The 23,699-nt window shown below is 60.3% G+C and carries 15 protein-coding genes, 1 tRNA gene and 1 pseudogene; 7 read left to right on the top strand and 10 right to left on the bottom strand.

The window, feature by feature from the left end; all coding sequences use genetic code 11:
- Positions 1–675, top strand: a pseudogene (locus AB5Y97_RS00755) (ISAs1-like element ISAs12 family transposase); the annotation flags it as partial.
- 21 nt (positions 676–696) lie between these two features.
- Positions 697–1,836 (top strand): antiviral reverse transcriptase Drt2, encoded by a 1,140-nt coding sequence (gene drt2 / locus AB5Y97_RS00750; protein WP_368157077.1) that lies wholly within the window; start codon positions 697–699, stop codon positions 1,834–1,836.
- A gap of 58 nt (positions 1,837–1,894) precedes the next feature.
- On the opposite strand, the gene recD is transcribed toward drt2, so the two are convergent.
- From recD to AB5Y97_RS00720, 6 genes are all read right to left on the bottom strand, one after another.
- Positions 1,895–3,958: an exodeoxyribonuclease V subunit alpha gene (gene recD / locus AB5Y97_RS00745; RefSeq protein ID WP_201948412.1), complete on the bottom strand. Its 2,064-nt coding sequence runs from the start codon at positions 3,956–3,958 to the stop codon at positions 1,895–1,897.
- Positions 3,955–7,563, bottom strand: coding sequence for an exodeoxyribonuclease V subunit beta (recB, locus tag AB5Y97_RS00740; protein WP_368157075.1), 3,609 nt, complete (start codon positions 7,561–7,563; stop codon positions 3,955–3,957). Before recB ends, recD begins: the two co-directional genes overlap by 4 nt.
- Positions 7,563–10,937 (bottom strand): exodeoxyribonuclease V subunit gamma, encoded by a 3,375-nt coding sequence (gene recC, locus AB5Y97_RS00735; RefSeq protein WP_368157073.1) that lies wholly within the window; start codon positions 10,935–10,937, stop codon positions 7,563–7,565. The genes recB and recC overlap by 1 nt, the downstream gene beginning before the upstream one ends.
- Positions 10,938–11,198: 261 nt before the next feature.
- The gene (locus AB5Y97_RS00730; RefSeq protein WP_368157071.1) at positions 11,199–11,591 is read right to left on the bottom strand and encodes a DoxX family protein; all 393 of its coding nucleotides are present in this window, start codon (positions 11,589–11,591) and stop codon (positions 11,199–11,201) included.
- Between the two features lie 38 nt (positions 11,592–11,629).
- A complete protein-coding gene (locus tag AB5Y97_RS00725; protein ID WP_368157069.1) occupies positions 11,630–12,316 on the bottom strand; it encodes a pirin family protein in 687 nt (228 codons plus the stop codon).
- A gap of 30 nt (positions 12,317–12,346) precedes the next feature.
- The gene (locus AB5Y97_RS00720; protein WP_139692293.1) at positions 12,347–12,679 is read right to left on the bottom strand and encodes a hypothetical protein; all 333 of its coding nucleotides are present in this window, start codon (positions 12,677–12,679) and stop codon (positions 12,347–12,349) included.
- Between the two features lie 258 nt (positions 12,680–12,937).
- Here AB5Y97_RS00720 and AB5Y97_RS00715 point away from each other — a divergent pair, with 258 nt between their 5' ends.
- On the top strand, positions 12,938–13,852 hold the full coding sequence (locus AB5Y97_RS00715; RefSeq protein WP_111806278.1) for a LysR family transcriptional regulator: 915 nt from the start codon (positions 12,938–12,940) through the stop codon (positions 13,850–13,852).
- Positions 13,853–13,951: 99 nt separating this feature from the next.
- Entirely contained in the window at positions 13,952–14,371 is a 420-nt protein-coding gene (locus tag AB5Y97_RS00710; RefSeq protein WP_368157066.1) for a hypothetical protein, read from the top strand.
- 94 nt (positions 14,372–14,465) lie between these two features.
- Here the strand turns inward: AB5Y97_RS00710 and AB5Y97_RS00705 are convergent, their stop codons facing one another.
- The gene (locus AB5Y97_RS00705; protein ID WP_368157064.1) at positions 14,466–16,460 is read right to left on the bottom strand and encodes a methyl-accepting chemotaxis protein; all 1,995 of its coding nucleotides are present in this window, start codon (positions 16,458–16,460) and stop codon (positions 14,466–14,468) included.
- 192 nt (positions 16,461–16,652) lie between these two features.
- On the bottom strand, positions 16,653–17,003 hold the full coding sequence (locus tag AB5Y97_RS00700) for a hypothetical protein (protein WP_005355311.1): 351 nt from the start codon (positions 17,001–17,003) through the stop codon (positions 16,653–16,655).
- Positions 17,004–17,202: 199 nt separating this feature from the next.
- On the opposite strand from AB5Y97_RS00700, the gene AB5Y97_RS00695 reads away from it, so the two are divergent.
- The 3 genes from AB5Y97_RS00695 to AB5Y97_RS00685 all read left to right on the top strand — a co-directional run bounded on the left by AB5Y97_RS00695 (position 17,203) and on the right by AB5Y97_RS00685 (position 20,849).
- Complete coding sequence (locus AB5Y97_RS00695) at positions 17,203–17,925, top strand: response regulator (RefSeq protein ID WP_368157062.1); 723 nt, start codon at positions 17,203–17,205, stop codon at positions 17,923–17,925.
- A 33-nt stretch (positions 17,926–17,958) separates the two neighbouring features.
- Entirely contained in the window at positions 17,959–19,320 is a 1,362-nt protein-coding gene (locus tag AB5Y97_RS00690) for an ATP-binding protein (RefSeq protein WP_021231762.1), read from the top strand.
- Positions 19,321–19,460: 140 nt separating this feature from the next.
- Entirely contained in the window at positions 19,461–20,849 is a 1,389-nt protein-coding gene (locus tag AB5Y97_RS00685) for a transporter substrate-binding domain-containing protein (protein WP_368157060.1), read from the top strand.
- A 67-nt stretch (positions 20,850–20,916) separates the two neighbouring features.
- Here the strand turns inward: AB5Y97_RS00685 and AB5Y97_RS00680 are convergent, their stop codons facing one another.
- On the bottom strand, positions 20,917–22,869 hold the full coding sequence (locus tag AB5Y97_RS00680) for a ligand-gated channel protein (protein ID WP_368157058.1): 1,953 nt from the start codon (positions 22,867–22,869) through the stop codon (positions 20,917–20,919).
- A gap of 585 nt (positions 22,870–23,454) precedes the next feature.
- Positions 23,455–23,531, bottom strand: a tRNA-Asp gene (locus AB5Y97_RS00675).
- Positions 23,532–23,699: the final 168 nt, after the last annotated feature.

Here is a 23,699-nt window from a genome sequence, read left to right as displayed (position 1 = left end):
GCTATTCCCGAGTTGCTGGCGCTGCTCGACATCAAAGGCTGCCTGGTATCCATCGATGCGATGGGGTGCCAGACCGAGATCGCCGAGACCATCCTTCAGCAAGGTGGCGATTACTTATTGGCCGTCAAAGGCAACCAACCCAAGTTGTTCGAGGCGGTTCGACAGGCCCTCGCCCCGCTGGCGGCCACCCCGTTATGCGCAGAGACGATGACGCTTGAGAAGGCTCATGGCCGCATCGATGGTCGTGAGTACCATGTCATGGCGGCGGGCGAGTTGGCCGCCCAGTTTCCTCATTGGAAACAGTTGCACAGCATTGGCGTGGCCATCTCCTATCGCGTTGAAAATATGCAAAAAATTACCATAGAGCAGCGTTATTTCATCAGTTCCAAAGCGTTGGTGCAGGATGAGTTTGCGCGAGCGGTGCGTGGGCACTGGGCCATCGAAAATAGCCTGCACTGGGTGCTGGACGTCACGATGGGCGAGGATGATTGCCCGATTTATCGCGGTGATGCCGCAGAGATTTTGGCGTGCATCCGGCACATGGGGCTGAACATGCTCAGGGCCGAGACTTCACGCAAGGCGAGCGTAAGACGGAAGCAAAAAATCGCAGGAATGAGCAGTGAATATCTGGAAACGGTACTCAATGCGGGTCTCAAAAAACTGGGTGAAATTTAACAAAATGTTCACGCTCTCACCCTGAATATACAAAGCCTTAAAATATCAATAGACAAAGATGGTAATGTTCAAAAGAAAATAAAAACAAGACCAATCTCATACGCATCACATATCGACTCTCACATTTACTCTTACTATGCAGGGTTACTCTCTGATTTATATGAAAAAGCTCTCTCTGAGTCGCAATTAGAAGAATCTGTACTTGCTTTCAGATCTCTTGGGAAAAGTAATATTGATTTTGCTAACATTGCCTTTGAAAAAATAAAGGCTCATGGTGATTGCACTGCAATCGCGATGGATATATCTGGTTTCTTTGATAATTTAGATCATGAAATACTCAAATCAATGTGGTGCAAATTACTCCAAGAACACTCATTACCAAATGATCATTTTAATATATACAGGTCTCTAACTAAATCATCTGTGGTCAATAGAGACCTATTGTATACAGCACTTAAAATATCGAGAAACAATCCCAAAGCTGCAGGATTAAGACTTTGCAATATAAAAACATTCAGAGAGAAAGTTCGAGGTCTTGGGTTAATAGAAACCAACTCGACTGGAAGAGGCATACCACAAGGAACATCTATAAGTGCTCTTCTGTCTAATATATACATGCTAGATTTCGACAAGAAAATAAAAGACATAGTGACATCTATTTCAGGAGAATACTATCGTTACTGTGATGATATGCTTTTTATCATCGACAGTGATAAAACCCGTGAATTAATCTCTCTGGTAACACAAAGTATCTCCGAGCTAAAAATAGAAATAAATGATAAAAAAACTGAGATTAGAACTTTCCATACATGCCGTGGGGTTCAAAAATGTGACAAGCCACTACAGTACTTAGGCTTTATTTTTGATGGTGAAAGAAAGCTACTTAGATCGGCGGCACTAGCTAGGTTTTCGGGCAGAATGAAAGCTGGGGTTAGGTTAGCTAAAAAGACGCATCAAAAAGCCAACCTTATTGAAGAGAAAAATGGTGTAGCGAAAACACCACTATTTAAGAAGAAAATTTATGAGCGTTACTCGCATTTAAGCAAGCGAAATTTCATCACATATGGCCATAAAGCGGCAAATATAATGGGTTCTAATGCGATTAAAAGGCAATTAAAACCTCTTTGGGGGCGACTGCTCAAAGAGATGAATGAGCAATAATTTTCCACTCCTAAAAACATACGTTGACGGCGGCAACTCCCTTTACCGCCGCCATCAATCACTCCCCCAACCTCTCCGCCAATCCGGAATAACGTTCGGTCTTTTTCCGTACCGCTTGTGCCAACAGGGCGCGATCGCCGTAGAGATCGAGTTTCGCCTTGGCGCGGGTGATGCCGGTATAGACCAGCTCGCGGGTCAACAGCGGGCTGGGGCTGTCGGGCAGCACCAGCACGGTATGGGCAAACTCCGAGCCCTGGGATTTGTGGATGGTCATGGCGTAGACCGTCTCGTGGGGCGGCAAGCGGCTGGGCAACAGGGCACGCAGGGTGCCATCCGGCTGCTCAAACCATACCTTTAACCGGCCAGTTTCGTCGGGCAGGCAGAGCCCCATATCACCGTTGTAGAGGCCGACCCCGTGGTCGTTGCGCACCACCATTACCGGGCGACCGGCATACCAGTCGCCATCGCGGGCGATCAGGCCAGCCCGTGACAGGGCCAGTTCGAGCCGCTCGTTTAGCCCCAGCACGCCGAACGGGCCATCGCGCAGGGCGCAGAGGATCTGGAAGCTGTTGAATGCCTTGAACACGGCGGCAGGAGCTTCCCCCGCGCGGGCCGCCTTCAGATAGCTGCCGTAACCGGCTACCCCCTGAGCAATCAGGGCGTCGTAGGCCTCTCCCGCCCAGGGGTGCAGGCTGATATCGGCGAATCCTGCGCCCCAGACTGATTCCACCGCCGTGGCATCGCCGCTGTTGCAGGCGCGCGCCAGCTGACCGATGCCCGAATGCTGATCAAAGCGCCAGCTCTTGGAGAGCAAGCAGAGGCTGTCGCGCACCGGCGCCCCTGCGGGCGAGCCCTGCAAGCGGTAGCCGGTCTGGCGGGATAGCCACTCCGCCTGCGCCGGGCTGATGCCCTGTTCGATAAAGCTGCAGATATCGCCGAGCACGGCCCCCGCCTCCACCGAGGCGAGCTGATCCTTGTCGCCGAGCAGGATCAGGCGGGCGTGGCTGGGCAGCGCATCGAGCAGGCGAGCCATCATCGGCAAATCGACCATGGAGGCCTCATCCACCACCAGCAGGTCGAGGTGCAGCGGGTTGCCTGCGTGGTGGCGGAATTGGCTGCGCCCCGGAATCACCCCGAGCAGCCGGTGCAAGGTGCCCGCCTCGGTGGGGATCGCTTCGACCCATTCGGGAGGCAGATCGAGGGCCTGCAGGGCAGAGCCGATACTCTCGGTGAGGCGCGCCGCCGCCTTGCCAGTGGGGGCCACCAGCCGGATCGCCGGGGCCTTGCCCGCTTGCAGGCCGGTCTCCACCAGAATGGCGAGCAGCTTGGCGACCGTGGTGGTCTTGCCGGTGCCGGGGCCGCCGGAGATCACCGCAAAGGGGCGCGCCGCCGCGGTGGCCGCCGCCAGCTTCTGGCCGTTGCAGCAGAGCGCCTCGGGCACCAGCGCATCCAGCTTGCTCAAGTCGCTCGCTGCCTGGGCGCTGGCCAGCAGCCCTTCGATGGCGGGCCAATCCACCTCGTTCGGGCACACCAGATCGAGATACTTCAGGGTAAAGTGGCGGGCCGAGAAGTCGGGGGCGAGGCGGGCCTTGAGCAACGCCGCGAACACCAACCCATAGTCGCGGGCAAACAGCCGCGACAGGGCCGGGGCAATCTCCGGCCATTCGGCTCGCTCGCTCAACGCGCGCAGATGGCGGGCTACCCCCAGTTCAAAGTCGTGGTAACGGGTGAGATAGAGCCGCCCGTGCCACAGCCGCAGCGGCCAGCGCGGGGCAGGCCCCTCATCCTGTTCCGTACCAACGAGCGGGCTTGCCGCAAACAGAGCGGGCCAGCGGGCAGGATCCGCCAGATCCAGCAGCAGATCCCGGCTCTGCTGGGGATCCAGCCCGAACGGGCGTAAAGATCCGTTCGCCAGCATCTCCAGCGGCAGGCAGACATGGCCACGCCCCAGCTCGAAGCAGGTGAGCGCCGCCCCCAGCACCAGCTCGGGGCTGCCGCCAAGGTCGGCCACCAGCTTGGCAAATTGCAGATCCAGCTGGCGGATGCGGCCAGCCAGCGCCAGTGTTTTCAACCGTTCAACCATCATTGCGCTGGTTGCGGTGCTGATCATGGTGCCGCTCATGCTTCTACCTCGTTCAATGCTTGGGATCCCGCTGTTGACGGCTCACTGCCTTCGCTAAACAACTTATCCAGCCCCAGCACCAGTTCACGGCTCGGGCGGGTATGGAAAATGCCCCCCTGCGGCATGCCGCGCAGGAACAGATAGAAAACGCCGCCAAAGTGCTGCTCGAAGTCGTAACCCGGCAGGCGCAGGGTGAGCAGCCGGTGCAGCGCCAGCGAGTAGAGCTGGTATTGCAGGTCGTAGCGGTGTTCCGCCATCGCCTGCTCCAGCGCCGGACGGCTGTAATCGGCCGAGCTCATGCCGAGGTGGTTTGATTTGTAGTCGAGCAGATACCAGCGCCCCTGCCACTCGAACACCAGATCGATAAAGCCCTTGAGCATCCCCTGCACTGTGGCAAAGCTGAGCGGCTTGTTGCCCCGCGATAGCGGGTCGTGCTGCTGGCAGAGCGCGGTCAGCGCCGGTGCCGTCACCCGCCCCATGGGCAGGAAGAACTCCAGCTCCACCTGTTTGCGCTCGGGGGCCAGATCCCGCAGCCGCACCGGATCACCAAAGCCGGTATCGAGCGGAGTATCGAGCACCGCCTCCACCTGCTGTTGCAGCACGGGAGCCCAGCTCTCGTCGAAGCCATCTTGCGCCAGCAAGGTGGCAATATGCTCCGCCAGCGGCTCGCCAGCGGCGCTTTGAAAGTCGATGGTCTCGAACAGGCTGTGCAGCAAGGTGCCGGGGCGCGCCCCTTTCGGGAAGGTGAAGATGGAGGGCTGGGGCGCCTCCTCCGGTTGCTCGGAAGCCAGCGCAGCCGCCTCGGTGACGACCTCGTCATCGAAGCCGGGATTGGCCAGCACGCCCTTGCTGTGACCGTGCCCCTGCGCCGCCAGCCCGGAGTAGGAGCTGATCCACCAGTCCCGCTCAAGGGAACCGCTAAAGTGGCGCACCTGCGGCTCGCCCAACTGCTCCTCCTCTGGCGGCAGCGGGGCCGGACGGGTGAGCGAGGGCTCACCGACGGCCACCCCGGGCAGCGCCTGCGACAGCTCGGTCAGCGCGGTCGCCAGCGTCTGTGCATCCCCCTCTTCGCCCTTTTGCAACAGGTAGCCGATGGCGGTGTGGTGCAGGTCGGTCTTCTCCGACTTGCCCGCCCCCGCCCGCACCGGCGCCAGCCCCAGCCAGGTGGCGTAGACGCCCCGGGTCAGCGCCACGTAGAGCAGCCGCAAATCTTCGGCAAGGCGCTCCCTGTCCGCTTCTGCGAGCGATGAGTCGGCGCCGGTCAGATCGAGAATAGTGCGATTGCCCGCCTCGTCCGCCTCGTGATAGAGCGGGGTCTCGGCGGTTCTGTGGCTGCAGATAAAGGGCAGGAACACCAGCGGGTACTCCAGCCCCTTGGATTTGTGGATGGTGACGATCTGCACCAATTTCCGCTCGGATTCGAGGCGCAGTACCTGCTCCGCATCCTGCCCGTTGGGGCGGCTCACCGCCTCCCCCAACCAACGCAGCAGGGCATATTCGCCATCCAGCTCGCTGCTCACCTGTTGCAGCAGCTCGCCAAGATGGAGGAAGTTGGTCAGCCGCCGCTCGCCATAGGGGCTCGCCAAAAGCGAAGAGGCGAGATTGCGCCGGTGCAGCAGGGCCCGCAACATGGCCAGCACGCCACGACGGTGCCAGATCTTGCGGTACTCCATAAACTCCTGCACCGCGCTCTCCCACGCCCGCTCGTCGCTGGCCAGCCCATCGAGCGCCTTGGCATCCAGATCAAACAGGCCGGTCGCCAGCGCCGCCCGCAGGCTGCGCTCTTCGCTCGGGTTCTGGCAGGCGTGCAAAATCAGCAAAATCTCCCGCGCCTCCGTCTGCTCCAGCACGCTCTCGCGGTTCGACAGATAGACGGAGGCGATGGCGAGGCGCGCCAGCTCCTGCTGCACCAGCTTGCCCTCGGCGCCGGTGCGCACCAGCACGGCGATATCTCCGGACTTCACCGCCTGATCACCGATCAATGCCTTGCCCTCGCGGGCCAAGGTCAGCAGGCGGTGGATCTCGGCGGCGGTGGCGCGGGCCATCTTGCTCTGGTAATCCCCCCGGTTGAAGGTGGGCTGGCCGGTCAGCTGCCAGCAGTGGAGCACTGGAGCGGCTTCGCCATCGAGCAGCAGCGCCTTGCTCTTGCCCTGGGCCTCCACCGGCAGAAAGGGGATATCCGCCTCGTAGATAAAGGGATCCTTGGCCCGCTCGAACAGGCCGTTGACCGCCCCCACCAGCGCACTGCTGGAGCGCCAGTTGCGCCCGAGGGTGTAGTGGGCGCTCACATTTCGCCGCGCCTGAATGTAGGTAAAGATGTCGGCGCCGCGAAAGCCGTAAATGGCCTGCTTGGGGTCGCCGATCATCAAGAGCGCCGTGTCTGTGTGGCCGCCGTAAAGCCGATGGAAGATGCGGTACTGCTGGGGATCGGTATCCTGAAATTCGTCGATCATTGCCACCCGGTAGGTGGCGCGAATGCGCTCGCAGAGCCGCTCGCCCAGGCTGGAACCGAGCGCCCCGTCGAGATCCTTGAGCAGGTCATCGAACGAGAGCTGATGGGCTTGACGCTTGCTGGCCTGCATCCGGCTGCGCACCACCTTGGCGGCCCGCTGCAGGATCAGATCCCGAATACCGGGGCGGCTCGCCAGCAGTTCATCGATCTGGCTGAACAGCGGCAGGGTCGGCACCGCGCCCCCCTTCTTGAGGTTTTCCTCCAGCATCGTCTGGCCGAAGCGCTCCAGCTCCTTGGGAATGGCGTAGCCACTGCTCTCGTCCTGCGCCCAATCGGCTATCTTGGCAAGCCACCCTTCGTAGTTCTTGCCGGTGTAGCGGCTAATCTGGCCGTCGGTCTGGCGGCGGATCTCGTCCATCTGCGCCAGCCATTCGCGCTTCACCGCAGCGATGCGGCTCATGGCCGCCTGATGGCGGGCGGCGAGGGTCTCGTCCCCCAACGCGGGGTGGATCTCCAGCTCGCTGTTGTCGAGCCAGCTGCCCATCTCCCGCAGCAGGGCGGCGGGGCTCGGCCAGAGCGCACGCACCGCGCTGGCGAGGGTTTTATCCACCGGATAGAACTCGGCGCGCCAGTAGTCGCTCACCGCCTGCAACCTGAGCTGGCTATCGTCGGTGAGAAATTCGGTTTCAAAGAGGGCGCCCGACTCGAAGGCGTTCTGTTTCAGCATCCGCTGGCAGAAGCCGTGGATGGTAAAGACCGCCGCCTCGTCCATCTGCCGCTCGGCGGCCAGCAGGCGGCGGGCCGCCAGTTCGTGATCCGCCACCTCTGCCAACAGTTGGGCCAGTAGGGCATCATTGCTATGGCCGCGCATAAAGGCGAGCCGCGCCTCGTGGATGCGGCCGCGGATCCGTCCGCGCAGCTCGGCGGTGGCCGCTTCGGTAAAGGTCACCACCAGAATTTCGGTCACCGAGAGCGGCCGCTCGTGGGCACTCGGCTGACCGGCATCAGCCCCCTCTTCGATGAGCGGGCCGTGGCCCAGCAGCAGGCGCAGGTAGAGACCGGCGATGGTGTAGGTCTTGCCGGTACCGGCGGAGGCTTCGATCAGTCGTTCACCATGGAGGGGAAAACGCAGGGTATTGAGCGGGTTAGCCATTATTTCAGCTCCTCCAGGGTCTTGAGCAGCGGGGTCAGGTGTTCGCGGGCCAGCACCTGCAACTGCCCCAGCACCTCGTCATCGAGTTCGGGGAAGCAGCGGGCAACGTAAACGTCTTGCCCCTCCCCATTGATCATCCAGCCGCCGTTGAAACGGGTGAGGGCCGCCTTGTCGGCCGCCTCCAGCTTGTCCGGATCCTTCTCGATCGCCTTGAGCCAATCCCAGGCGGTGTTGGGGAAGAACGGCAGCGGCCGCTTCATCCCCTGCGCCCAGCACGCCACCAGCGCCGCCAGCTTGGGGCGCGCCTCGTCGGCAGCAAGAGCAGGCAGACGCAGACTCTGTTTGGCGTCGAACAGCAGAGTGTCGCCGGGGGCGCCGCTCAATGAGAGGCAGAGGTGCTGGATCCAGCCCAGCAGCAGATCCTTGCCGTTGAAGCTGCCGGGTTTGACCACCAGCAAACGCCCCTTCTGGGTGTCGATCCACCCTTGCAGCTGACCCTGAGCCAGGGAGATATCGATCTCCACCGCCTGCTTTTCTGACTCATTGGCAGCAACCCATGGCCGCAGCCGATCCGCCAGCTTGCCCATCTCGGCATCCAGATCGTCCAGCAGCAGGCTGCCGAACCACCCTTGCGGCAGCAGGCCGGTGAGCTGCAACCGCTCGCGACGTTTGCTCACGCTGTCGCTCCGCTCTGGACTATCCCCCTCTGCCAGATGGGCATCGAGCAGCAGATCTTTCAGCTGATAATGTTGCAGGCCATCCAGCTCGAACGGCTCGCTGTCCTCGATGTTTGCCTCGTTCAACTCAAACCACACCTTGAGGCGGCGGTTGAGGAAATATTTGGTGGGCTGGCGATAGAAGCGCAGCAGCTCCGCCAGCTCCAACCCCTGCTCCTTGCCCCATTCGGGGGGGAGCGGCAGCTCGCCACTCTGGAAGTTGGCGGCGCCGCGCACCGGATTGAGGGCGGGCAGCCAGTCGGCGGCATAGGTAAAGAGGCGTGAACCCGGCTCCGGGTAGAAGTAGTTGCGGCTGTAGGGGGTGAGCGGGTGCGCCACCATCAGGTGGTTGAGCAGCCGCTTGCCGGAGGTTTCGTCATCGAGGCTTTCATCCCCCGCCAGCACAAAGCCCTGCCGCACATAATCGATCAGCTCCGCCAGCAGCACTGACGGCACCTTGTCGCTGTTGTCTTGTGCGCTGAAACCCTGATAGCTGATGTAGAGCCCCTGCTGGGCGCTGAGCAGTGCCTCGAGGAAGAGATAGCGGTCGTCATCACGACGGGAGCGATCCCCGCGCCGCGACGCCACCGCCATCAGATCGAACCCCATGGGAGCCAGGGTGCGCGGGTAGACGCCGTCGTTCATGCCGAGCAGGCAGACCTGTTTGAAGGGGATGGAGCGCATCGGCATCAGGGTGCAGAAGTTGACCTGACCGGCGAGGAAGCGCTGGCTGGAGCGGGACTCCCCCAGCACGCTGCCGAGGTAATCCTGCAACAGATCGGCGGTGATGGGCTGCTCGAAGCGGGCCTCACCGAGCCGGGTCTGCCACTCGGCCAGCTGGCTGCGGATCAGCTGGAGCTGACGCTCTTCATCCTCGTCGGCCAGATAGAAGCGCTCCAGCAGCGCCAGCAAGCAGCCGTTCCACTCGGCCAGCGGCTGGGCCTGTTGCAGACGGGGCAGAAACTCGGCCAGCGAATCGACAAACCAGGCGAGCTTGCCGAGTGCCAGCCCCTGCTGACCCTCGATATCGGCGTAGGGCAGGATGCCCGCCACTGGCTCGCCATCCCCCATGGCAAAACCGAGCAGCATGCGGCGCAGGCCGAACAGCCAGCTGTTGCCGGACATGGGCGGCAGATCGAACCGCACGGGGTAGCCGTCATCCAGCCCCCAGCGGATGCCGGTCTCCTGCACCCAGACCCGCAGCTGGTTGAACTCGTCGTCATCCAGCTCGAAGCGGCGCAGCACGGCGGGCACCTCGAGAATGGCGAGCAGCTCCCCTGCCCCCAAACGAGCGTTGGGCAGCCTGAGCAGGGCGAGGAAGCTTTGCAGCAGCGGGCTTTCCTGACTCGCCGCCCGATCCGAGACCGCAAACGGGATCTGGCCGCGCGCCCCAAACACCGCCTGAATGTAGGGGCCGTAGCTGTTCACATCCGGCATCATCACCACCACATCTTTCGGGGTGAGGGACGGGTCCTGCTCGAACAGCGCCAGCAGCCGGTCGTGCAGCACTTCCAGCTCCCGCATCGGGCCGTGGCAGGCGTGGATCTGCAAGGATCCATCCGCCGGATCGATCGGGCTCTTGTGGTGGCTGCTGTCGAGATCGAACTGACCGGCGCCCCGTTCGGCCAGCTCCAGCACATCCTTCTGGATGGCGCGCAGCAGGCTGACATTGCCCCTAGCATCCACCTCGTCGATATCAACGAAAGCCTCGATTTGCGGCACCTCCAGCTCCATCAGCTGATGCAGGTAATCGCGCCCCAGCTTGCCCATGGAGGCGAGCAGCGGGTTGGCGGGGCCCTGCAGGGTCTCGATATCGGTGCCGGGTTTGAGCTTGTTCTCCAACCGTGCCAAGGTCTTGCGATCGAGCAGATCCCCCCAGTAGTAGCGGCAGGGGTTGGTGACGAACAGGTGCACCTCCACCTCCGGCCGGCTGCCGAGGGCCAGCAGCGCCTCCACATAGCGCGGCGGCAGCGCCGAGATGCCGAACACAAAGACCCGCTGCGGCAGCTTGCCCGGCAGATCGGCGGTGCGCGCCAGCTCGTGGATAAACTCCTCGTAGAGGTTGGCGCGATGGTAGCCGCTCGGAGAGAGCACCAGAGTGCGGGCCACCAGCTCGCGCCACAGCTCCGGCTGCCAATCCTGACCGCTCACCCCGGCCAGCTCCTGACTCAATCCGTCCCCCTCTTCCCAACGGGCGATCCAGTCCGGCCGGTAGACCAGATACTGGTCAAAGAGATCCGCCACCTTCTGGCAGAGCTGCCACAACCGCACTTGTTCGGGATCCTTGGCAGGATCCTCCTCATCTCCGCCGCCCAGATAGGCGGCGAGCGGCGCAAAGGCGGGCCTGTCCAGCAAGGCGGGCAGAATGGTCATCAGCTGCCAGCTCATGGAGCCCTTGTTGTAGGGGCTCTGGCGCGGTACATCCGCCAGCACCTGGGTGAACATCTCCCAGATAAAGCTGGCGGGCAGCGGAAAGTCGATATTGGCGGCGATGCCGAAGGCTTTGGCCAGCTCCAGCTTGAGCCACTGGGCCATGCCCGGACTCTGCACCAGGATCTGCTCCCGATCGAAGGGGTGAGAGAGAGGGGCCTGCCGGATATGGTTGACCAGCAGCTCCTTGAGCAGATCCAGCTGATTGGAGTGGTAGAGGGTAAACATGGACGACTCCCGCCAATTCACAAGAGGGGATGAGCGCCGGAAAAACGAGCCATTTCCGTCACTTCACAGGAGTGGGAATTGTCGGGGATCGGGGGGGAAGATGCAAAAGGCTCTTGCGGCCAGCAGGCGGGCAAACCGCCGAACCATGAGGGGCGCCGCAGATTTGGCTCACCGCCTCACCGACCCGGAAAACGCAGACAGAAAAAAGCCGGTGCAGTTGCACCGGCCAAAAGGCATTGGAAAACTTGACTCTTCAGGGCATTACCAGTTTTTGCCGAAACGGGCATCCACACTGAAGGCACCCGCACCAGCCGCCGCCAGCGCCAGGAAACCACCGGCCACCGACACGTTCTTCATAAACATCAGCATCTGCATCTGTTCGGCAGGCTGATAGTGGAAAATAAAGGCGGCCATCAGGGTGAAACCGGCAAGCAGCACGGAGAGGCTGCGGGTAAAGAGACCGAGCACGATGGCAAGGCCACCGCCCAGCTCAAGCAGGATCACCAGCGGCAACATAAAGCCCGGCACGCCCATCGCTTCCATATAACCCTGAGTACCGGCGTAACCGCCGATCTTGCTCCAGCCCGCCATCACGAACATCAGCGCCAGCAGTACACGACTCGCCAGCAGCGCAACATCTTTCATCTTGTCCATTTCACTATCCTCATTTATCTCGTATCGCCACTGACCAATCAGGGCAGGTCAAACAACAGGGCTTGAGTGGCACTGGTTGCGACCAACTCCCACCGGTATTCATCACGACTGAGTACCCCGTCGCCGGGTCGGGCAGCCAGACCGTTGGCGGTCAGCTCCCCTGAAATCATCTGCAGGTAACCGTGTCGGCCAGCCTGTGCCCATTCGAGCGTCTCGCCCGGGGCCAGTTCCAGCCGCCATACGCGGGCCTGTTGGCGGATCCGCAGCGATCCCGCCTCGCCATCCGGTGACGCCACCAGCGTCATGCCCGGTCTGGACTCGATCTTCTTCTGCTGATACCCGGGTGGCGTGCCGAACTCGTTCGGCTCGATCCAGATCTGCAACAGGGAGAGAGGATCCGTCTGCGAGGGGTTGTACTCGCTGTGGCGGATCCCGCAGCCTGCACTCATCAGCTGGAAATCCCCTGCCGGGATCTGCTCGGCATGGCCGAGGCTGTCCTTGTGCTCGATGGTGCCTTGCAGCACGCAAGTGAGGATCTCCATATTGGCGTGAGGGTGGGTGGCGAATCCGCCACCCGGCGCAACCAGATCCTGATTGATCACCCGCAGCACCGAGTGTCCCATCCACTCCGGGTCATAGTAGTGACCGAAGGAGAAACTGTGGCGCGCGTCCAGCCAGCCAAAGTTGGCCTTGCCCCGCGCTTCTGCGGCTCTCAATTGCATCATGGTCTGCTCCTCATCTATCCGGGGTTCGACTTAGCGGGGGTTGCCACCACCGATGCCGAACGGAATACGGTATTCGCTGCTCTGGCCAGCCAGGCTGACGGTCAGGTTGCCCTGGGTACGGCTCGGGATCCGCACCTGCTGGGTGCCAGTCAGGTTGGCGTGGACTGATGCCAGCAGATCGCCAGACTCGTCACGTACTTCCAGCATCGGATTGGCTTTGCCATCCATTGCGGCGGTGGCATTCCAGTTCACAAACAGCACGCCGGGCATGGCGTTGAAGTCAGCCGGTACGGAAGCGTTGGCGAAACCTGTGGTCATCAGGCCTGCAACGGCCAGCATCTTGATTACGTTTTTCATGTTCATTCAATCTCTTGTTTTATATGTCATTGCCAAGGCCGCTTCGGCCAGAATCAATGCATCCATGCAAGAGGTTATTCAAATAGTGTGTTGTTCTTTCACCGACATCAGACAGACCGATTTGGTGTGTCACAGTGCGGAACTTCCCGCATATTTGGCCGCTCGACGTTCCTGCCTAAGCGTTGATTGAATATTAAAGACACTTGGCCTAACTTGTTAGCGAGATAAACTGGCAAACATGTTCAAAAAAATTGAAGGTATGAAATGGCCAAGGAATCGAACAAGGAACGGGCGCTGACCCTGGAGGCAATCCGGGTGCTGGACGCCATCGACCGCCGTGGCAGCTTCGCGGCGGCGGCCGACGAGCTGGGCAAGGTGCCCTCGGCATTGAGCTATACGGTGCAGAAGCTGGAAGACGAGCTGGATGCCATGCTGTTTGACCGCAGCGGCCACCGCACCAAGTTCACTCCGGCGGGCCGCATGTTGCTGGAACGCGGTCGGGTGCTGCTGGAGGCAGCCGAGCATCTGGTGGGCGAGACCCGGGCACTGGCCCGCGGCTGGGAGACCGACATCACCATCGCCGTCGATGCGCTGGTCCCGGTGCAGGCCCTCTACCCCTTGGTGGAGAAGCTGGCCGAGCAGACCGATACCCGACTACGGCTGCGGGCCGAGGTGCTGGCGGGCAGCTGGGAGTGTCTGGAAGATGGCCGCGCCGACCTGCTTATCTCCTCGATCAACCCCGATATCATGATGACCGGCATCAAGCATCAGGTGCTTAAAGAAGAGGTAATGCTCTACGTCGCCCATCCCGATCACCCGCTGCATCAGGAGCCGGAGCCACTGGCAGACGAAACCCTGCGCCGCTACCGCGCCATCGCGGTGGCCGATTCGGCGCTGCGCAAGCCGGTGCTCACCTATCGCCTGCTGGACAAGCAACCGCGCCTCACCGTCAGCACCATGGCGGAGAAACGCGACGCCCTGCTGGCGGGTATCGGCGTCGGCACCATGCCGCAAAGCTGGATTGAGGAGGACATCCGGGCCGGACGGCTCAAGGTGATCAGCCCCGAATATCGCCATCAGTTGCAGGTGGTGCTGGCCTGGCGGCGAGACACCATGGGCAAGGCCAAGAGCTGGCTGGTGCGGGAGATCCCAAAACTGTTTGCGGTCGGTGAAAAATGAGACCCAGTTAACAGAAATGTTAATTGTGCGCCTCGCTTGACACCCAATATCTTTGCTGATTTCATAGCCGCCTCATTGACCCCATGGAAGCTGTAGAAAATGAAAAAGACTTTGCTGGTAGCCCTCACCACCCTGCCCCTGTTTGCCAATGCTGGCCTGATGGACTCGCTGACCGACAGCGTCACCAGCAGCGTAAAAGATGCGGCCAATACCGCCGTATCCGGTGCCGTGGATAGCGCATCCAACGAAGCCATCAAGCAGGCACTGGATATCAAGGAAGGCGGCTCCAACAAGCAGGCTATCAAAGAGAAGCTGGGCGCACCGGCCTCCACCAAGACCGAATCCGGCCTGGAAGTGTGGACCTATGATCTGGAAGCCCTGAACAAGGCCTCTCCGCTGCTGGCAGAAACCACCAAGACCCTGCTGAAAGATACCGATGCGACCAAGAAGAACGTGGTTATCAAGTTCGAAGGCGAAACCGTCAAGAAAGTAGACCTGACCGACAAGGCTCAGGGCTAACTTCGCTCGTCCGGTGGACAAGGGCGACACGCCCGCACCGGCGCAGGTAGCAAGAGGGGGAGCATCAGGCTCCCCCTCTTTCATTATCGGTTTGTTACACCTTGAAGCGATGCACCAGTGCCACCAGCTGGCGATTGGACTCCAGCAAGGTGGCCGAACTCTGTTCGGTATTCTGCCCGTTATCCACCAGCAGATTGACCATGTCACGGATAGTGACCATGTTGCGGTTGATCTCTTCGGTCACCCGGCTCTGCTCCTCTGCCGCTGTCGCAATCTGGGTGCCCAGATCGTTGATCTGCACCACAGCATCCGCCATCTTGTCGAGCCCGCCGGTCACCTGCTCGGTATTCTCGGTCGCCGCCTGACAGCTCTGTTTGGTGTGCTCCATGGCCACCACGGCTTCGGCCACCCCCTGCGTCAACCGGGAGAGCATGCTCCCCACCTCGGCGGTGCTATTCTGGGTTCTCGCCGCCAGCGCTCGCACCTCATCGGCCACCACGGCAAAACCACGCCCCTGCTCACCGGCCCGCGCCGCCTCGATGGCCGCGTTGAGTGCCAACAGGTTGGTCTGGGCGGCAATATCGCCGATCACGCTGAGCACACTGCTGATCTTGCGGGCATCTTCCTGCATCCCCAATACCTTGGTCGCGGCAAGATCGACTTCATCGATCAACGCAGCCACACTGGCAGAGGCCTGACCCACCACCTTGCGGGACTGAATCGCCTGACCATTGGCCGACTCGGTAAAGCTGGCAGAATCGCTCGCGTGGTGCGCCACGCTGTCGGCAGTGGAGCTGAGCTCGGTCAGGGCGGTCACTATCTGATCGGTCTCGGCGGCATGCTCACCGAGAATGCGTCTGGCCTGTCCCGTCTGCTGATCCAGCTGGGCCAATTCACGGGTAATCAGCTCGGTGGTCTCGGTCACCTGCAACATCATCTGCTGCAGATAGGCGATAAAGCGGTTCACCGATTGGGCGATATGGTCCAGCTCATCGTGCCCCTTGACCCGGATCCGGGCTGTCAGGTCAGCATCCCCGGCCGAGAGCGCATCGATGTTCTGCTTGAGGGTGTCGAGTCGACTGCCCAGCTGCTTGATGGCCATCAACATCAGCGCAAACAGTAGCACCACCAGCGGTAGCTGGATCGCTGCCAGCGTCTTGAGCACCTCCTGACTGTCGTGGGTCAGGGTGCTGGTCGGCAGCGCCGCCGCCAACAGCCAAGGGGTTCCTTCGATGGGCTGCATCAGCAATGTCTGCTCTTCACCCAGATCCTGAAAAGTGGTGCGCTGCAACGCGGCGCCATTACCCGGCCCCAGCAGGCTGGCGATGGCACTGGCAAAGGGATAGTCCCCGTGAGATGAGAGGTTGCCCAGCACCACATCCCCGCTCAAACGACCATTCTTGCTGAGGATCTTGCCGTCGGCCTCGACGATCATCACCTGACCACCGATCTCCTGCTCTTTTTTGGCGACCAGATCATTAAAGAAACCCAGCGTCACATCGATGGTGGACACTCCGTAGAGGGAACCGTCACGATAGATCCCCATGGCGCAGTTGGTTCGCGGCTGTTGGCTGGCACCATCCTTGTAAGCCGCCGCCCAGACACACATGCCTTTCGCCGCCTGCTGCCCGGCTCTGTGCCAGGGCTGCTCGAAATAGTTGGGCGCCTCGGCCGAGTTCCAGTAGGTGTTGGGGATCAGCTTGTTGGCACCATCCCGATGAAAGAAGGTACTGAACTTGATGCGACCGGCTTCCCGCTGATCCGGCATCGGCCAGATGCCGCCACCAAACACCATGGCATTGCCATATTGATCGATCAGAGCAGGGAGAACAGCATCGATTTGCTCACTCGGCAGTTGGGCAACCAGCTGAGTGATACTGCGTGACTGGCTCTGCACCCCGTTGAGCTGATCGCGAATGTCGGTCGCAATCTCGCTGACCCGCAGCACCAGATTCTGCTCACCCGCCCGTTGCAGCTCGGGTTTGACCCATAACTGGATGCCGATTACGGTCAGCACACAGACCGCCACCATGAATCCCAGAAAAACGCCGGTATATCGCCCCTTGATTGTCCCCAGATCCCAACCCATACCCTCTCCTGTTTCCGGCCACTGCTAACTGCAGCTTGTTATATGAGCGGGCATTATCTTGCAATTCGCTCACGGCGCGTTTGCCATCGCTCACATAAGCGACAGTAAGATAAGGATTCGAGCGAAAATGGATCGATACGATCACAAAAAGGGTGGCCTCGGCCACCCCTGGGTTGATAACAGCTGGCGCTGTTACTGGTTCGCTTCGGCGAACTGCTTCATCGCTTCGGCGTGCTTGGTCATACCGGCGGCACGCTCGTTGAGCTTCTTGATGAACTCCGCCTTCTTGGCAGGATCCTCGATGCGATCATAACGTTGCTGCAAGTTGGCCTGGATCTGCTCCGGGGTCATGTTCTGCATACGAGCCATCTTGTCGTGGCGACCACCGTGGTGTTTACCACCCATCATGCCACCACCGTCCATCGGGCAATCCACCATGGCGCCGGGCTGGCCGGTGGGGGCTGCTTCACTGGCTGCATAGGCACCCAGCGGCAGGCCAAGGATCAGGGTGGCGGTCAGCAGGGTTTTGGTCAGCTTTTTCATGGTCTATCTCCTGTAGGGATGATTCTGGTTCGGCGCTCTTGCCTTGCCCTCAAGTAAACACCCTATCGGTGTCTGAACTTTGCCAGCCTCACCCTTTTTTGTAGCAGAGTGTGGCATCGTGCGGATCTGGCACACTTTGACACAAACCGCCGGGCGGATTTTCGTATACTCGTGCCAACGCCAAGCAGGGGAGGTATTCATGAACCAGGGCAACACCCACATTCTGGTGGTCGACGATCACAGCGAGATCCGCGATCTCTTGAAACGCTTTCTGGAACAGCACGGCCTGCGGGTCAGCTGCGCCCGGGATGGCAAGGAGATGAAGCGACTGCTGGAGGAGCGGGAGTTCGACCTGCTGGTGCTGGATCTGATGATGCCGGGTGAAGATGGTCTGACCCTCTGCCGCGAGCTGCGGGTCAAATCGAACCTGCCCATCATCATGCTGACAGCCATGGGGGAAGAGACCGACCGCATCATCGGATTGGAGATGGGGGCCGACGACTATCTGGCAAAGCCTTTCAATCCGCGCGAGCTGCTGGCGCGCATCAAGGCGGTGATGCGCCGCACCCAGGCAGAGACCCAGCACGCCGCCGAGACCCTGACCCGGGATCTGCGCTTCGATCGCTGGCTGCTCGACGTCAATCGCCGGGAGCTGGTCGATGAGGATGGGGTGGGCCTGAGCCTCTCCACCGCCGAGTTCGATCTGCTCAAGGTGTTTCTCGAACGCCCGCAACGGGTGCTGAGCCGGGATCAACTGCTGGATCTGGCCCGTGGCCGCGAGGCGGTAGCCTTCGATCGCGCCATCGATACCCTGGTGAGCCGCCTGCGCCGCAAGCTGGAGCGGGATCCCAAGAATCCGGAGCTGATCAAGACCATCTGGGGTGGCGGCTATATGTTCTCCGCCGACGTGACGCAGGTTTAAGCAGTGGGAGCCTTGCGACGACTGTGGGCACGGATGTGGCCCAAGGGGCTGACCGGCCAGATCATTCTGGTGGCGCTGGCGGGGCTGATCCTGATCCAGCTGCTCAGCATCCAGATATACCGCACGGATCGGGAGGAGGCGCTCGGCTTCGTCAACAGCCGCAACGCCATGCAGCGGATCATCTCGGTGGTCAGGCTGCTCTCCCTCTCCCCCCCGTCCCTCTATGACGAGATCCTCAAGGCGAGCCGCAGCGAGACCCTGCTGCTGCGCCTCTCTGACGAGCCGCTGCAACCGGATAACCGCAGCCCCCGCTTCGAGCAGCTGGTGCGCTCGCGCCTCAACTATCCCCCCGGCCTCACCGTCGAGATCAGTGCCGAACTGAAGGAGGATACCCAGCGCAGCAAGGCGTGGGAACATCATGCCCGCATGATGCGGGATCGCAAGGGACCGCCCCCGCCGCGGGATATGCGGCTCTACGGCTCCATCGAACTGCCGCAGGGGGGCTGGCTGCAGTTCAGTTCGCTGGTCGACAAGGAGGCGGGCAGCTGGTCGTGGCAGACCACCCTCAACCTGATGCTGGTCGCCAGTCTGGTGATCGGGCTGATGGTGCTGCTGTTTCGCCGTGCCACCCGCCCGCTCAAGCAGCTGGCAGGCAATGCGGAGCGGCTAGGGCGGGGCGAGGATATCGAGCCCTTGAAAGAGGAGGGGCCGACCGAGATCCGCGAATCGATTCAGGCCTTCAACCGGATGCACACCCGACTCGACCGCTTCGTGCAGGACAGAACCCGGATGCTGGCGGCCATCTCCCACGATCTGCGCACCCCCATCACCAGCCTGCGGCTGCGCACCGAGTTTCTGGCCGATGGCGAGGACAAGGAGCGCATCCAGCAGACCCTGCAACAGATGGAACAGATGCTGGCGGCAACCCTCAGCTTTGCCCGCGAGGAGGGGCAGCAGGAGGCTACCCGCGAGCTGGATCTGGTCAGCCTGCTGGTCAGCCTGTGCGATGACTATGCCGATACCGGCCAGCCGGTCACCTGTCTGGCGGAGGGCAAAGAGGTCTACGCCTGTCGGGCCAACACCCTGCGCCGGGTGCTGCAGAATCTGATCGGCAACGCCATCAAATATGCCGGCAGCGCAGAAGTGTCGCTGGAGCGGCGCAAGGAGGAGCTGTTGATCCGGGTCTGCGATAACGGGCCGGGGATCGATCCGGCGCGGCTGGAGGATGTGTTCAAGCCGTTCGTGCGGCTCGATGAAGCGCGCAACACCGAGTCCGGCAGTGTCGGGTTGGGGCTCTCCATCGCCCGCACTCTGGTCCATCAGCACGGCGGCGAGCTGACTCTGCTCAATCGGCCACAGGGGGGACTGGAGGCGCGGATCAGCCTGCCGCTGTAAGTAGTCACTCTATCCGCCAGCCTTGTCATGGCGCCGTTTGCATCATGCAAACTTCATCATTTGAGCGCTTGTTCTTCGATGAGAAAGGTGGTGATAATCGGTGACCACGGGACGGTATACGGCAACGGATTGGAGCAAGGATGGCCTCTTCCAGGACAGGAGTCATAGTCAGTATCGGGTGGGGGCTCCTGCTGCTCGCCCTTGCCCTGCCTGCTTGGGCCAAAGCCCCGGAAGAACCGCTCATCATTACCAACTCCAAAGCCTGGCAGCCCTTCTCCTATATCAATGAGTCGGGCCAGCCGGATGGCCTGCTGATCGATTTGTGGCGTGAATATGCCCGGGTGACCGGCCAGAAGATCGAGTTCAGGCTGGTCGACTGGCAAGGCTCCCTCGACCTGCTCCATGAGGGGAAAGCGGACGTTCACGCCGGACTGCTCTGGTCACCGGAGCGGGACAAACTGTTCGACTATGGCCGGCCTCTCGCCCAGCTCGACTCCCAGCTCTTCTTCTCGAGCGAATTGCGCGGCACCGATGTGCACTACTACCTGCTCCATGAAACGGTCGGAGTGGTAGCCGGTGGCTACGAGGAGTATTACGCCAGACGCTACTGCCCCGGCACCAGACTGCAGACCTTCGACGACAATGACACTCTGCTGGCGGCGGCCTTTCGGGGCGACATAAAGGCCTTTATCGCCGATCTGCAGGTCGCCAACTTCTACATCTATACCTCCGACGATCCCACCCGCTTTATTCCGGTTCGCCACCTCTATACTGACCAGATCCGCTTTGCAGTGAGAAAGGGCGACCTTGCCCTGTTAAACCGGCTGGAAGAGGGGTTCGCCAAGCTCAAAGAGAGCGATCGGGAGCGGATCATCCGCAAGTGGATGCATGTCGAAACCGTCTACCCCATCCATCTCGGTCCCTGGCTACTGCTTGCTGGGGCATTGATCATGGTGGCTTACATAGTGCAACTGCGCCGCGCCGTCGCCAGCCGCACCACCGAGTTGAGCCGCGCCAACGCCAGACTGGAGAAACAAGCCAGTACCGACCCCCTGACCGGCCTGCTCAACCGACGGGCATTCATGCCCGCCATGGAGCAACGACTGGCAAGCGGGGAGTCCTGTGCTCTGCTGCTGTTCGATGTGGATCACTTCAAGGAGACCAATGACCGCTTTGGTCATGGCATCGGGGATCTGTTGCTGGAAAAGCTGGCCACGACTGTGACCAACCTGTTGCCCAAAGAGGCTCTGCTGGCCCGCATCGGCGGCGAAGAGTTTTGCCTGCTGCTGCCGCTGGCCACGCTGGCAGAGACAGAGCAATGGGCCGAGCGGATCTGCCTGGAGAGCAACCGGCAAACCCTGCACACCAGCAGCGGCGAGGTGACCCTCTCCATCAGCACCGGGGCAGTCTGGGTAGCCGCAGAGAGAGAGGCTGATGCCGACCAGCTACTGCGGCAGGCTGACGCCCTCATGTATCAGGCCAAGGGACTGGGGCGCAATACCTGGCAAGCCGGCCCCTATCAGGCATAGCCCCCTGACGGACGTGCAATAAAAACGGCCGCCATCGGAAGATGGCGGCCGCATAACAGGTTCCCTATCAGAAGTTGTAGGTCACGCCCAGGTTGTAGCGGCGACCATCCAGCACAGTGCCATAGCTGCTGTAATCCACTGTTTTGTCGAATAGGTTGTAGACCCCGGCGGTCAGATCCAGATGCTTGTTGGCCTTGTAGACCAGGCCCATGTCAAAGAAGGTATAGGAAGGAGTCCCCTCCGCCATCTTGACCCGACTCAGGTACTCGGAGGTCTCGCCACGGAAGTTTACCCGTGACCAGAGGCTGAGATCCTCGGTGGTTTGCCAGTCAACACTGCTGTTGAACATGTGACGGGGCATCTGGTTGAGGGCATGACCCGCCAGTGGACCACTCTTCTGCTCGGACTGGGTAAAGGTGTAGCTGGAGCTGACCGACCAATTCTCATTGATGGCCCAATCCATCATCCCCTCGACACCGCGCATGTTCGCCTTGTCGACGTTGACCCGATCACTGATGAAGTCATAGCTGTGACCATTGAGGGTACAGGCGGGATCGCTCTTGCTGGTGCAACGACGCACTTCGGATATCTTGTTCTTGAAGTCGGTGTTGAACAGGGTAACCCCGGCGTTGAAGCCCTGATGACCGTTCCACAGCAGGCCGATCTCTTCACTCACGCTAGTCTCGGGTTTGAGGTCCGGGTTACCGACCAGCATACCATCCAGGCTGCCACCACCGGTGACCTGACCCCAGTTGGCCGCCGACATTCGCAAGTCAGGAGAGCGGTAACCGGTCGATACGCCTCCTTTCAGGGTCCAGCTATCATCCAGATGCCAAACGCCGTAGAGGCGCGGGCTCCAGTGAGAACCGTAGTTCTGGTCTCGATCCATGCGTGCGCCCCCTGTCAGGGCAAAACTGTCAGTAAGTGACCACTCATCCTCGACAAACATCGCCCAACTCCAGCGGGTCAGCTGCTCGGCAGGGTTGGCTACTTTCAGGGTATTGCCCTGATCGTGCAGATCCTCATAACGATACTGCCCACCGACGCTCAGGTAGTGATCCCCCAGAATAAACTGGGTATGGGTATCGGCGATGGTGTTGGTGAGCTCCATCTGGCGGCCGGGATTGGTGTTGGTCTCCTGCTGCAGATAGCTGCTGGAAGAGCCGAAATCATACTGACCATCATGGGTCAGCGCATAGTTGGTGCGCTCGTATCGGTTAAGGCTATCTTTCGCCTTGGCAGCCAGCGAATTGCCGGCCGTGCGATCCCGATCCTGCAGACTGCGACTGGCTTCCAGATCAAAGCGGTTATGGTCATCAGGCTTGAAGCTAAGCACCGCCGTGCCACTGCGAGTCTCTTGCTCGGCAAAACCCTGGGTAAATTTGTCTTCACCACGATGTGCAAGTTGACCGTTGAAACGCAGCCCCAACAGGCCGTCGATCAGTGAACCTGCGGTATAGGCATCGGTCTGGAAGCTATTGCCGGCATCCTTGTTCTCCTGGAAGGTCGAATCAGCATGAACCGATCCCTGCCAAGCCAGGCCGGTGGTCTTTCGGGTAATCACGTTAATCACGCCCCCCATGGCATCGGAACCATAACGGGATGACATGGGGCCACGGACGACCTCAATGCGCTCAATCGCCTGCAGTGGCGGCAGCCAGCCCTGCTCGATACCGGGTCCATCGCTGTTCGGGCGAGTGCCACGGCTATCCACCTTCTTGCCATCAACCAGCATCAGGGTGTATTTCGACCCCATACCGCGAATGCTGATATCACTGCTGCTGCCACCGCCGGTCACCACAACACCGGGAACATCCTTCAGGGCATCGGTCACATCGCGATATGCCCGCTTTTGCAGTTGCTCACGGGTAATCACAGAGATGGAGGCGGCAGAGTCTTCAATCTTCTGCTGGAAGCCGGAAGCGGTGACGACCATCACCTCTTGTTCGGAAGCATAGGCCTGGGTCGCAAGAAGGGAGCAGATCAGCAAGGCAAGCTTGTTCGGTTTCACTGTTGTCATGTTTTAGCCTGAACATTATTAGTAGGAAGGTGACGTATTCCCTTACTTCACTCATTACAACGCCCTGGCATCCGGCCAGACGCAGCATTAGAAAAGGCTCATTTGAAAAGCACTTTATTAATCAGCCCGCATTGTAACGACCCAGCCCCGATCATTCAAACAATAATCATTATCATTTGATTCATGTAGTATTCCTGCCGCAGAACAGCTCATTCTTGATAAGAGACTGTTTTACTGGAATAAATCCATAAGCAAAAAAGGGGATTACACAAACAAGTGGAAGCGATGACGTACCGTTGCAAGATGGTCTGATTTAATCATCAAGCTCTATCAGTTCGCTGCGGAACAATATGGCCAAGATGGAATGTGCTGCGATACAGAGGTGGAAATAGTAGCAAGATCGCCAACAGGGGAAGGTATTGTGATCGCGGTGGGATGTCGGCAGCTCACCAGCAGGTTAAAAACATCAAAACTCGGTCGTGAGACTGGGCTTTTGTGCGTTCTTGCGTACAAATCTGTGTGCCACTGGGTAAAGAACGCCCATAGCAAAAAGGCCTTCCCAAACGGGAAGGCCTTTCAAATTAGTGGCGGAGCGGACGGGACTCGAACCCGCGACCCCCGGCGTGACAGGCCGGTATTCTAACCGACTGAACTACCGCTCCGCATTCGGTTAGCTTTCGCTAAATTGTTTGCCGCGTCAGTGAGGTGTCATCCTCGCAGCCAGTGACGTGATTCTTCACATCACCGTTTAATTGGGTGCCTGGCAGTGTCCTACTCTCGCATGGCGAATGCCACACTACCATCGGCGCTACCGCGTTTCACTTCTGAGT

The sequence above is a fragment of the Aeromonas sp. R10-2 genome, from assembly GCF_040908445.1.
In the GTDB taxonomy this organism is placed as follows: domain Bacteria; phylum Pseudomonadota; class Gammaproteobacteria; order Enterobacterales; family Aeromonadaceae; genus Aeromonas; species Aeromonas veronii.
This window is presented reverse-complemented; position numbering and strand designations above follow the sequence as displayed.

Excerpts from the sequence above, each read along its gene's own strand:
- recC (WP_368157073.1), bottom strand. The coding sequence starts at position 10,937 with ATGTTTACCCTCTACCACTCCAATCAGCTGGATCTGCTCAAGGAGCTG.
- AB5Y97_RS00705 (WP_368157064.1), bottom strand. The coding sequence starts at position 16,460 with ATGGGTTGGGATCTGGGGACAATCAAGGGGCGATATACCGGCGTTTTT.
- recD (WP_201948412.1), bottom strand. The coding sequence starts at position 3,958 with ATGAGCGGCACCATGATCAGCACCGCAACCAGCGCAATGATGGTTGAA.
- AB5Y97_RS00715 (WP_111806278.1), top strand. The coding sequence starts at position 12,938 with ATGGCCAAGGAATCGAACAAGGAACGGGCGCTGACCCTGGAGGCAATC.
- AB5Y97_RS00695 (WP_368157062.1), top strand. The coding sequence starts at position 17,203 with ATGAACCAGGGCAACACCCACATTCTGGTGGTCGACGATCACAGCGAG.
- AB5Y97_RS00690 (WP_021231762.1), top strand. The coding sequence starts at position 17,959 with ATGTGGCCCAAGGGGCTGACCGGCCAGATCATTCTGGTGGCGCTGGCG.
- AB5Y97_RS00725 (WP_368157069.1), bottom strand. The coding sequence starts at position 12,316 with ATGATGCAATTGAGAGCCGCAGAAGCGCGGGGCAAGGCCAACTTTGGC.
- AB5Y97_RS00720 (WP_139692293.1), bottom strand. The coding sequence starts at position 12,679 with ATGAACATGAAAAACGTAATCAAGATGCTGGCCGTTGCAGGCCTGATG.
- AB5Y97_RS00710 (WP_368157066.1), top strand. The coding sequence starts at position 13,952 with ATGAAAAAGACTTTGCTGGTAGCCCTCACCACCCTGCCCCTGTTTGCC.
- recB (WP_368157075.1), bottom strand. The coding sequence starts at position 7,563 with ATGGCTAACCCGCTCAATACCCTGCGTTTTCCCCTCCATGGTGAACGA.
- AB5Y97_RS00700 (WP_005355311.1), bottom strand. The coding sequence starts at position 17,003 with ATGAAAAAGCTGACCAAAACCCTGCTGACCGCCACCCTGATCCTTGGC.
- AB5Y97_RS00680 (WP_368157058.1), bottom strand. The coding sequence starts at position 22,869 with ATGACAACAGTGAAACCGAACAAGCTTGCCTTGCTGATCTGCTCCCTT.
- AB5Y97_RS00685 (WP_368157060.1), top strand. The coding sequence starts at position 19,461 with ATGGCCTCTTCCAGGACAGGAGTCATAGTCAGTATCGGGTGGGGGCTC.
- AB5Y97_RS00730 (WP_368157071.1), bottom strand. The coding sequence starts at position 11,591 with ATGGACAAGATGAAAGATGTTGCGCTGCTGGCGAGTCGTGTACTGCTG.